Origin of the sequence: Streptosporangium saharense, from assembly GCF_014203715.1 — a bacterium.
GTDB lineage: Bacteria > Actinomycetota > Actinomycetes > Streptosporangiales > Streptosporangiaceae > Streptosporangium > Streptosporangium saharense.
This window is the reverse complement of record NZ_JACHJP010000009.1, coordinates 300,815-310,718: the sequence shown is the minus strand read 5'-3', so window position 1 is coordinate 310,718 and position 9,904 is coordinate 300,815. Positions and strand designations below refer to the sequence as shown.

Annotated in this window: 10 protein-coding genes; 5 read left to right on the top strand and 5 right to left on the bottom strand. The window is 71.7% G+C overall.

The genetic code is table 11. From position 1 onward, the window contains the following. Nucleotides 1-203 precede the first annotated feature (203 nt). Nucleotides 204-749, top strand: a complete 546-nt coding sequence (locus FHS44_RS32230; protein WP_184721613.1) for a hypothetical protein — start codon at nucleotides 204-206, stop codon at nucleotides 747-749. Here FHS44_RS32230 and FHS44_RS32225 read toward each other — a convergent pair. Both FHS44_RS32225 and FHS44_RS32220 read right to left on the bottom strand, forming a co-directional pair. Next, nucleotides 743-1,630 carry a hypothetical protein gene (locus FHS44_RS32225; RefSeq protein ID WP_184721611.1) on the bottom strand — a complete coding sequence of 296 codons (888 nt, stop codon included), beginning with the start codon at nucleotides 1,628-1,630 and terminating at the stop codon, nucleotides 743-745. The genes FHS44_RS32230 and FHS44_RS32225 overlap by 7 nt on opposite strands. Continuing rightward, a complete protein-coding gene (locus tag FHS44_RS32220) occupies nucleotides 1,630-2,178 on the bottom strand; it encodes an RNA polymerase sigma factor (RefSeq protein ID WP_184721609.1) in 549 nt (182 codons plus the stop codon). Before FHS44_RS32220 ends, FHS44_RS32225 begins: the two co-directional genes overlap by 1 nt. Before the next feature lie 124 nt (nucleotides 2,179-2,302). Here FHS44_RS32220 and FHS44_RS32215 point away from each other — a divergent pair, with 124 nt between their 5' ends. The 4 genes from FHS44_RS32215 to FHS44_RS32200 all read left to right on the top strand — a co-directional run bounded on the left by FHS44_RS32215 (nucleotide 2,303) and on the right by FHS44_RS32200 (nucleotide 7,631). Next, nucleotides 2,303-2,776 (top strand): low molecular weight protein-tyrosine-phosphatase, encoded by a 474-nt coding sequence (locus FHS44_RS32215; protein ID WP_184721607.1) that lies wholly within the window; start codon nucleotides 2,303-2,305, stop codon nucleotides 2,774-2,776. Nucleotides 2,777-2,942: 166 nt separating this feature from the next. Beyond that, nucleotides 2,943-5,387, top strand: a complete 2,445-nt coding sequence (locus FHS44_RS32210) for a N,N-dimethylformamidase beta subunit family domain-containing protein (RefSeq protein ID WP_184721605.1) — start codon at nucleotides 2,943-2,945, stop codon at nucleotides 5,385-5,387. A gap of 1 nt (nucleotide 5,388) precedes the next feature. Further along, nucleotides 5,389-6,603 carry an MFS transporter gene (locus FHS44_RS32205; RefSeq protein WP_184721603.1) on the top strand — a complete coding sequence of 405 codons (1,215 nt, stop codon included), beginning with the start codon at nucleotides 5,389-5,391 and terminating at the stop codon, nucleotides 6,601-6,603. Then, nucleotides 6,600-7,631 carry a TolB family protein gene (locus FHS44_RS32200; RefSeq protein ID WP_184721601.1) on the top strand — a complete coding sequence of 344 codons (1,032 nt, stop codon included), beginning with the start codon at nucleotides 6,600-6,602 and terminating at the stop codon, nucleotides 7,629-7,631. The genes FHS44_RS32205 and FHS44_RS32200 overlap by 4 nt, the downstream gene beginning before the upstream one ends. 12 nt (nucleotides 7,632-7,643) lie before the next feature. On the opposite strand, the gene FHS44_RS32195 is transcribed toward FHS44_RS32200, so the two are convergent. From FHS44_RS32195 to FHS44_RS32185, 3 genes are all read right to left on the bottom strand, one after another. Next, nucleotides 7,644-8,396, bottom strand: coding sequence for an HAD-IIA family hydrolase (locus FHS44_RS32195; RefSeq protein ID WP_221461566.1), 753 nt, complete (start codon nucleotides 8,394-8,396; stop codon nucleotides 7,644-7,646). Between the two features lie 126 nt (nucleotides 8,397-8,522). Continuing rightward, nucleotides 8,523-8,936: a nuclear transport factor 2 family protein gene (locus tag FHS44_RS32190; protein WP_184721597.1), complete on the bottom strand. Its 414-nt coding sequence runs from the start codon at nucleotides 8,934-8,936 to the stop codon at nucleotides 8,523-8,525. 24 nt (nucleotides 8,937-8,960) lie between these two features. Beyond that, nucleotides 8,961-9,860: a TIGR03619 family F420-dependent LLM class oxidoreductase gene (locus FHS44_RS32185; RefSeq protein WP_184721595.1), complete on the bottom strand. Its 900-nt coding sequence runs from the start codon at nucleotides 9,858-9,860 to the stop codon at nucleotides 8,961-8,963. Nucleotides 9,861-9,904: the final 44 nt, after the last annotated feature.

Sequence of the window (9,904 nt, the reverse complement as noted above, 5' to 3'; positions counted from 1 at the left end):
CACGGACGTTCAAAGCCCTCCAGCCCTTATCCCTGGACTGCTCCACCGCCACGCGGGCTGATCACCAAGCTCATGATCACCGGCTTAGGAACAGGCACTAAGCACTTGGCCGCGGGGACCTCTTCCGTGCGACCGCGGCCGAGCCCCCCACCGGAAACGACCCGAGGGACTAGGGTGCTGATGATCATCAGGAGGAGGATCCGATGCGTGTCGCCCCCGGTCTGCTGGCCGTCGTCCTGCTGGCGGGCGGCTGCACCGCCGACGGCCAGGCGAGCGCGCCGGTGACGCTGCCCTTCGCGGCGGCCGGGGAGATCGTGGGGCGCAACGGCTCGACGATGCGGATCACCCCGCGCGGCGTCGTCTACTGGAAGGGGTTCGACGACGCCAAGCCTTCGGCGAAGTGGTTCCTGCTCGTGGCGTACCGCGTGGAGACGACCGGCGTCATCGACCACATTCCCGCCGCCACACCGAACGGCGGCCTCTTCTGGACGAAGGGCGAACAGACCGTCACCCGCATGCAGGGCAACGTGCGGACGCTGCCCTGGACGGGTTACATCAAGGACGTCACCAGCGTGGACATCCCGGCGGACGGGCACGCCGACTACGTGCAGAGCCTGGACGTGCCCGAGCGGGGCGGCACGCTCGTCTACACCGGCCAGGACGGCCGTCAGCTCCGGTGGCCCCTGCCCGAGCAGGACTCGGGCGAGGGCACCGACGAGGTCATCGAATACATCAAGCACGCCTACTGAAGCGGGTTGTGGCCGAGGCGCTCGCGGGTGACCAGGAGGCGGACCGTCCCCGCCCTGACCCCCTCGGCCTCCCACACGGTCCAGTCGTCCCCGGCCTGCCCGGCCTTCAGCGGCCTCTCCGAGTGGCCGCCGTCCGGGGCCGGGACCACGAGGGTGAACTCGGCGCCCAGACCACGTTCGCGCACCTCGGCCATGACCTGTCCGACCGTGCGTCCGCTGACCCTGACCCCGGCGAGGGCCTCGCCGGGGAGGGTCGCCGAGTTGTGACCGGCGTAGTCCTCCCCCGGTCTCGCCGGACGTCCCACCGTGAACCAGGCCCTCCCCCTGGCTTTCGCGGGGAGGCGGACCAGCAGGTAGCAGCCCCGCTGCGGCACCGTGCAGCCCTGCGGGCCCTCGATCCCCGCGCTCAGCGCCGTGCCCGGCCCTCCCCCTTTGCTCCCGCTCTCGATCAGGGCGCCGACCTGGCTCGGTGAGACGGGGACGACGCGCAGATCGACATCCAGGCCGACGGCCTGGAACGCCCTGCGGTAGGCGGCGCGGTCGGCGAAGGGGTCCTTGACGCGGGCCACGTACGCGTCGCCCTCCCGCCTGACGTCGATCTCCGAGCTGGCGTAGGAGAGCGCCACGCCGTGGCCGCCGCCGAGCAGGCCGGGGCCGACCACGATGCCGACGGCGAGCAGTGCCGCCACGGCGAGACCGGGGACCAGGCGCCGCGGGCCGTACCTGCGGGTGACAACTGGCACCCGAGGCTCGGTGGTGATGGAGGCGAGCAGCGCCCGCGCCCCCGCGCCGGACGGGTCGCCCGCCGACGCGCCCGGGGCGACCCTGGCCAGCCGTCCGAGCACCATGCTGATCTCGTCGGTGTCTCTCGTGGAACCCATCACAGTGACCTCTCTACCGGGACCAACCGGCTTTCCGCCGTGAACCGGACGTCCGCCTCGGCGAGCGCGCGGGCGAAGCGCCTGCGGGCGCGATGGAGCCTGATGCGTACGGCGTTGCGCGACAGGCTGAGTGTCGTGGCGATCTCCTCGCGGTCCAGGCCCTCCCAGGCGACCAGCGACAGCAGCTCCCGGTCGTCGCCGGACAGGGTGCGGAACACCTGGGCGATGGCCGTCAGTTCGACCCCGCTGTCGGGGGAGGTTCCGTAGAGGTCGGCCAGCTCGGCGTCGAGTTCGGCGTTGCGGGTCTGGCGGCGTTCCTCTCCCCTGCGGTGGTTGGCCAGCACCCTGCGGGCCACGCCGTACAGCCACAGGAGGGCCTCGTGGCCGGGTGGGACCTCCTCGATGCGCCGCCAGGCGACGGTGAAGGTCTCCGCGACCACGTCCGCCGCGTCCTGCGGTGAGCCGCAGCGCCGTACGGCGTAGGCGGTGATCCGGCTGTATGTCTCCCGGTAGACGGTCTCGAACCTGACCGTCCGTTCGTCATCCACGGGCGGTCTCCTCGCATAGCTGCCCTATCCCAACATTTCCGTCTATGTACGGCGAAGCCTCACCATTTCCTGCAAACCGGGGGCGCCCGCGCCGGGGGGACGGGCGGGCGGCATGCTGGAGGGCATGAGTTATCGCGTCTGCCTGGTGTGCCTGGGTAACATCTGCCGCTCCCCCATGGCCGAGGTCGTCCTGAGGAAGACCCTGGCCGACCACGGGCTCGGCGACCTGGTGGTTGTCGACAGCGCGGGGACGGGCGGCTGGCACCAGGGTGACCCGATGGACCGGCGGGCCTCCGCGGTGCTGACCGAGTACGGCTACGACGGTTCGGCGCACCGGGCGAGGCAGTTCCTGGCGAGCTGGTTCGGCGAGGTGGACCTGGTGCTGGCGATGGACGTCGACAACCTGCGGGTGCTGCGCCGTCTGGCCCCGGCCGGGGCCGATGTGCGGCTGCTGCGTTCCTTCGATCCGGCGGCGCCCCGGGACGCCGAGGTGCCCGACCCCTACTACGGCGGCAGGGCGGGCTTCACCGAGGTGCTGGAGATGGTGCGGGCCGCCTCAGAGGGCCTGGCCAAACATCTGGCCACCACCCTGCGCTGACCGTTATCGGACAGCGGGCCGATACATACGCCTATGGCACGTTCTTACCCTTTATTCTAACTTGAAGCGACACCTTCGGTAAGAGCAGACATCGCATGCGCGCCGATGATCCGGCATGCCGTCTCCCGGGTGGCCATGGTTCCAGGGCCGGCAGAAAGGTGAGCGAGTGAGCGCGCGCGGACGGGTGAGAACGGCACTGGTGGTCACGGCGTTGGCCGTCGCGATCGGCGGTTCAGGGCCGCTGGCCACGGGGGTGGGGGCCGCGGCGTGGCCCAGGACTCCGCTGGTCGATCCGCTTCCGCTTCCCGTCGATCCGGCGACACCCCAGGAGGCGCTGGACGCGCTGGGCGTCAGCGGCTACCCCGACCGGCTGAGCGTCCAGCCCGGCGAGTCCGTGAAGTTCATGGTGAGCACGAAGAGCCCCACCTTCAGGGCGACGATGGTACGGGTGCCGCACGGCGACGCCGACCCGCGCGGACCCGGCCTCAAGGAGCAGGTCATCGCCTCGGCCGTCAACAAGGAGTATCCCGGCCGGTACCAGACGCTCCCCGTCGGCTCGTACGTGACCGTCCCCGACGGCGCCGCCCTTCGCCCCGAGGGAAGCTTCACCATCACCGCGTGGATCGCGCCGACCACCGTCCCCGGCTCCGACCTCAACCCCATCGCCTACCGCAGGACCCCGGTCGGCACCGGGGCCGCGCAGGGCGTCGTGACCAAGTGGTCGGAAAAGGACCAGACGGGCTACGGCATGTTCGTGGACCGGGACGGCGGCCTCGGTCTGCGGCTGACCGACCGCTCGGGCCGTGCCCACACGGTGAGCACCGGTGTGAAGCTCAAGCCGTGGGCCCCGGCGCTGCGCGGTGTCGAGCCGGGCGGTGCCGTACGGCCCCAGCACGTCAACTCCTCCGGGTGGTGCTTCGCGGCGGTCTCCTACGACGCCGGGACCGGGAAGGTGAGGCTGTACCAGTATCCGCTGACCGGCCACCCCAACGACTCCCAGACCGTCGTGACCCGCACGATCGAGGCCAGGGGGCTGCGCAACACCACGGCCCCGCTGCTGGTTGCCGCCTACCAGGGCGACGGGAACCGGCCGACCGGGTTCTACAACGGCAAGATCGACGCTCCCCGGGTGTACGGCAGGGCGCTGGACGAGCGGGAGGTCGAGGCCCTGCGGCGCGGCGGGCCGGTCGGCAGGGCGGCCGTGGCCCTCGACTTCTCCCAGAAGATGGACACCGACCAGGTCGTGGACGTCTCCCCCAACCGGCTGCGGGGCCGTACGGTCAACCTGCCGGTCCGCGCCGTCACCGGGCACGACTGGCAGGCCGACGAGCAGAACTTCACCCGGGCTCCAGGGCAGTACGGGGCGCTGTACTTCCACGACGACGACCTGGGCGACGCCGCCTGGGAGTCCGCCTTCACCTGGAAGGTGCCCGCCGACGCCCGCAGCGGCGTCTACGCGGCCAAGCTTGAGGCGGACGGACGTGTCTACCACGCCACCTTCGTGGTTCGCCCAAAGAAACCGACCTCCAGGGTCGCGCTGCTGGTGCCGACCTTCAGCTATCTGGCCTACGGCATGACGGGCGGCCTGGTGAGCGGGATGAGCCAGTACTCCCGGCACAGTGACGGCAGCGGCGTGGTCTACTCCTCCCACCTGCGGCCCATCACCAACCTGCGCCCGCTCTCCACCGGCCCCAGGGGTGAGGGCAGGCCGTGGCAGTTCGAGGCGGACACCCACATCACCGACTGGCTTGAGTCGACCGGCCACACCGTGGACTACATCACCGACCACGACCTGCACCGGGAGGGCAGGAAGCTGCTGGACGGCTATCAGGTCGTCATCACCGGCAGCCACCCCGAGTACACCTCCGAGCCCATGCTCGACGCCCTGCAGGGCTGGCTGAACGACGGCGGCCGGTTGATGTACCTGGGCGGCAACGGCTTCTACTGGGTCACCCCGCTCGACCGCACCGGCACCTACACCGAGCTGCGCCGCCACGACGGCACCGAGGCCTGGCAGAGCGCCCCCGGCGAGTACTACCACAGCACCACCGGCGAGTTCGGCGGCCTGTGGCGCTTCCGTGGCAGACCCCCGCAGCAGCTCGTCGGGGTGGGTTTCACCGCCCAGGGCTTCGGTTCCCGCCTGGGGACCGGCCTGTACAGCCGCCCCCTCGACCGCTCACCGGAGAGCCACGACCCCAGGGCCGCCTGGGTCTTCGACGGGGTGAAGGCCACCGGCCCCATCGGCGACTTCGACTCGCTGCAGAGCCGGGGCGGACCCATGGGCGAGGAGCTCGACCGCGCCGACTACGCCCTCGGCACCGCGGACAACACCGTCGTCCTGGGCTCCGGCACCGGGTTCGGCGACGAGTACATGTTCGTCAAGGAGGAGAACAACACCGCCAACCTCATGGAGGGCGGCACCGTCAACTGGCTGGTCCGCGGCGACGTGGCCCTGACCTTCTACCCGAAGGGCGGCGCCGTCTTCTCCGCCAGTTCGATCTCCTGGGCGGGCAGCCTGTTCTACAACCACTACGACAACGACATCGCGACCATCACCGGCAACGTCCTGGACGCCTTCGCCACCGACGGACCGCTCCCGGGCACCGACTGACGTGTACGTCTCGGTCCGCGACATCCCACGCGGTGCGCCGGTACCCCGGGTCGTCGTCGTCCTCGGCCTGGTGAGCCTGGTCACCGACATCTCCTCGGAGATGGTGACGGCCATCCTGCCGCTGTTCGCGACGCTCGCCCTGGGGCTCACTCCCCTGGCGTACGGCATGCTGGACGGCCTCTACCAGGGCGCGACCGTCCTGGTGCGGCTGCTCGGCGGCTTCTTCGCCGACCGGCTGCGCCGTCCCAAGCTCGTCGCGGGAGCGGGATACGCCCTCGGGGCCGCCGCCAAGCTGATGCTGCTGCCCGTGGCGGGCGCTGGGGCGCTGTCGGCGGCGGTCGCGGTCGATCGGGCGGGCAAGGGGCTGCGGACCGCGCCGCGTGACCTGCTCATCGCCACGGCGGCTCCCCGGGACAGACTCGGCAGGTCCTTCGGCGTGCACCGGGCCCTCGACGCGACGGGCGCGCTGCTCGGTCCCGTCGTCGCGTTCGGGCTGCTCGCGCTCGCGCCGGGCGACTTCGACATGGTCTTCGTGGTCTCGTTCTGCGCCGCGGTCCTGGGCGTGCTGCTGTTCCTCCAACGCGTGCCCGAGCGGACTCCGGTTCCGGACAGGCCCGTCTCGCCCCGGGACGTCGTGGCGCTGCTGCGGATCGGCGGGTTCCTGCGGCTGCTGTGCGCCTGTGCCGTACTGTCCGCCGCGACCATCGGCGATGGTTTCCTCTATCTCGTCCTGCTGAACGGCGAGTCGGTCACGACCCGCTGGTTCCCGCTGCTGTTCGTCGGCACGAGCCTGGTCTACCTCGCCCTGGCCGTGCCGTTCGGCCGCCTGTCCGACCGCCACGGCAGGAACCGCGTCTTCACCGCCGGGTACGGCCTGCTGCTGTGCGCCTACCTCACCGCGATCCTGGTCGGCGGATTCCTGGGGGCCGTGCTGTGCCTGACGTTCCTCGGCGCCTACTACGCGGCGACCGACGGCGTGCTGCCCGCGGCGGCCACGCCGATGCTGCCCGCCGAGCTGACGGCGACCGGGATCTCCGTCGTCCAGGCGGCGGTGGCGGGCGGGCGTGCCCTCGGCGCCGTGGCCTTCGGCGCGGTCTGGACGGTCACCGAGGGCGCGGCCGCCGTATGGATCTTCGCCGCCGCCCTCACCGCCGCCCTGCTCACCGCCGTACCGATGATCACCCGCGCCCGCGACCCCCGGACGGAGAGCCGATGACCCAGCCAGCCCCACGCGGGCGCGACAGGCGCGACAGGATCGTCACGGTGGTCGCGGTCCTCGTCGCCCTGGTGGCCGTCGGCTACGTCACCCTCTCGGTGCTGCGCACCGGCGCCACCGGTGCCGAGGGAGACGTCGAGCTGCCGGAGGGGCGGCAGCTCGTGTTCCGGTCGCTGCGGCCCAGCCCCACGTTCGGCCACCTCGCGGTGCTGCCCGCCGACGACCTACGGCGGGAGCGCGTCGTCCTGCCGACCCGCTGCGAGCGGACGGCTGCCTCCCCGGCGGGCGGCCTCTGCCTGCGCCAGACGCGCGACCCGCTCCAGCCCTTCGCCGCGACCCTGCTGGACGAGCGGCTCAGGCCGAGCGGGGAGGCCCCGGTCAACGGGATACCGAGCCGGGCCCGGGTCTCCGAGGACGGCCGCTACTACGCGACGACGACCTTCGTGACCGGGCACTCCTACCTCTCCGACGGCTTCTCCACCGAGACCGTCATCGGCAGGGTCGGCGGCGACCCGGTCGGCGACGTCGAACGGTTCACGTTCCTGCTGAACGGGCGGCCCAACGAGAACGTGGACCGCAACGTGTGGGGCGTGACGTTCGTCCCCGGCGGGGAGAGGTTCTTCGCCACCGTGGCCACCCAGGACCGCAGATACCTCGTCGAGGGCGACATCGGGCGGCGCACCCTCACCGCGCTGCGCGAGAACGCCGAGTGCCCCTCCCTGTCGCCGGACGGCGGGCACCTGGTCTACAAGAAGCGGACCGGGCTCAACACCGACGTCTGGCGCTTCCACGTCCTCGACCTCGCGACCGGCGCCGAGACCCCGCTCGCGGAGACCCGCAGCGTGGACGACCAGGCCGCGTGGCTCGACGACGGCCACGTGATGTACGCGGTGCCGAAGGGGGGCGCGGGTGGGCGCGCCGCCGACGTCTGGGTGGTGCCGCTCGGCGCGGGCGCGCCGCGCCTGCTCGTCCAGGACGCCGACTCGCCGACCGTCCGCTCCCCCGCGCCCGGGGGAGCGTCGCGCTGACAGGGGGACGTGTCAGACGTCGGCGTCGATCAGGTCGATCAGGTCGGCGACCGAGTTGGCCACCTGGGACGGACGGAAGGGGTAGCGCTCGATCTCGTCCTTCGTCGTGACGCCGGTGAGCACCAGGATCGTGTGCAGCCCGGCCTCCATGCCGGAGACGATGTCGGTGTCCATCCGGTCGCCGATCATGGCCGTGGTCTCGCTGTGGCCCTCGATGGCCCGCAGCGCGCTGCGCATCATCATCGGGTTGGGCTTGCCCACGAAGTACGGCTGCACGCCGGTCGCCTTGGTGATCATCGCCGCGACCGCGCCGCACGCGGGCAGCGAGCCCTCGCTCGACGGGCCGACCGGGTCGGGGTTGGTCGCGATGAAGCGGGCACCGGCCTCGATGAGCCGGATGGCCCTGGTGATCTGGGTGAAGCTGTAGGTGCGGGTCTCGCCGAGCACCACGTAGTCGGGGTCGATGTCGGTCAGCACGTAACCGGCCTCGTGCAGGGCGGTGGTCAGCCCCGCCTCACCGATCACGTAGGCCGACCCGCCGGGGCGCTGGGTGTCCAGGAACCGTGCCGTGGCCAGCGCGGAGGTCCAGATCGACTCCGGGGGGATCTCCAGGCCGACGGCGCGCAGCCGTACGGACAGGTCGCGGGGGGTGTAGATGGAGTTGTTCGTGAGCACGAGGAAACGCCTGCCCGACTGGTGCAGGCGGCGGACGAACTCGTCCGCGCCGGGGACGGGGTGGCCCTCGTGGACGAGGACCCCGTCCATGTCCGACAGCCAGCACTCGATCGGCTTGCTTTCTTTCACCGTTCCCCCGTGTTACGGCCCGATAGATACGACATCACGCAATCAAGGATGACAGGTCCGGCATACGGCGCATGCCGCCCGCCCCCGTCAGTCCGGCACCCGCCACGCCCGCTCCTCGACCAGTTCCCCGCTGCGCCAGCCGTACGGCGTGCGGACCATGCGGTGGTGGAGCCAGCCGCCGCCTCGGACGAGCCCCGCGCTCCCCCGGGGGATGAGCGTTCCGGTGTAGGGGGCGGTGACCTCGGCCTCGTCGCCCTCGAACCTGACGACCGGCAGGCCGATCAGGTGGTGGCGTCCCGGCCAGGGCGACAGCGTCTCGGCCAGCCACCGCCTGGCCTCCTCGCGGTCGCCCCTGACACCGCCGACCGCGGTGTAGTCGATCACCGCGTCGGCGGTGAACACGAGGTCGAGGCGCGCCCAGTCGCCGCGGTCCAGGATGTGGGCGTATCTGGCGAGCAGGTCGCCGATCTCCAGCCGGTCCGCGATCTCCCGTTCCCTCATCCCCCCATCCAACCCAACACCGGGTCAGGGCGCGAGGGCCTCCAGCGCGGCCTCGGCCCTGCGCATCGACTCGCGGGGGTCGGCCTCAGGCGAGCCGATCTCCGGGTCGAAGTTCAGGTCATGGAAGACGTCGGTGACGCCCTTGGCGCCGAGCTCGGCCACGTCCTGGCGGATCTCCTCGAACGAGCCGGTCAGCGGGGCGCGCCCGGCGGCTCCCGCCGGTCTGACCTGGGTGACTCCCCGGGTGACGAAGCGCAGCGCGTCGGTGTCCCGGCCCGCGACGCGAGCCGCCTCCTTTACAATGTAGATTCGTTCGTCGATGCGGCCCAGGTCCTCGCGGCTCGAACTGATCCAGCCGTCCGCGAGCCGTCCGGCCCGCCGCAGCGCGACCTCGGCGCTGCCGCCGAGCAGGATGGGCGGCTGCGTGGGCGGCTTGGGGTCCTGGTGCACGGGCGGCAGCTCGTAGAACTCGCCCCGGTGCTCTACCGTCTCCTCCGACCACAGCCGCCGCAGCAGGCGGACGTACTCCTCGGCGCGCCGTCCCCGCCGCTCGAAGGACACCCCGGAGGCCGTGAACTCCTCCGGCATCCAGCCGAGCCCGAGGCCGACGTCCAGCCGCCCCCCGGAGACCGCCTGCAGGCTGGCGAGCTGCTTGGCCAGCAGCGGCGGCGAGGCGAAGGGCATGTTGAGCACCGCGACGCCGAGCCGTACCCGCTCGGTCACCCCGGCCAGGTAGGCCAGCGTCACCACCGGGTCGTGCACGCTGCGGTAGACGGGACCCATCGCGTGCCCCCGCGGGTACAGCAGCCGCTGGAAGGTCCACACCTCGTGATAGCCGAGCTCCTCGGCTCTGCGGGCGATCCGCACCATGTTGGCCGGTGACGCCCAGGCCCCGGAGAGGGGCACCGCGAATCCGATCCTCATATTCAGCACACTACGCGGGCCCCGATCGGTGGTTCACTTGCCGG

Coding starts and splice junctions, on each gene's coding strand:
- FHS44_RS32230 (WP_184721613.1), top strand. CDS start 204: ATGCGTGTCGCCCCCGGTCTGCTGGCCGTCGTCCTGCTGGCGGGCGGC.
- FHS44_RS32225 (WP_184721611.1), bottom strand. CDS start 1,630: ATGGGTTCCACGAGAGACACCGACGAGATCAGCATGGTGCTCGGACGG.
- FHS44_RS32215 (WP_184721607.1), top strand. CDS start 2,303: ATGAGTTATCGCGTCTGCCTGGTGTGCCTGGGTAACATCTGCCGCTCC.
- FHS44_RS32200 (WP_184721601.1), top strand. CDS start 6,600: ATGACCCAGCCAGCCCCACGCGGGCGCGACAGGCGCGACAGGATCGTC.
- FHS44_RS32195 (WP_221461566.1), bottom strand. CDS start 8,396: ATGGACGGGGTCCTCGTCCACGAGGGCCACCCCGTCCCCGGCGCGGAC.
- FHS44_RS32190 (WP_184721597.1), bottom strand. CDS start 8,936: ATGAGGGAACGGGAGATCGCGGACCGGCTGGAGATCGGCGACCTGCTC.
- FHS44_RS32185 (WP_184721595.1), bottom strand. CDS start 9,860: ATGAGGATCGGATTCGCGGTGCCCCTCTCCGGGGCCTGGGCGTCACCG.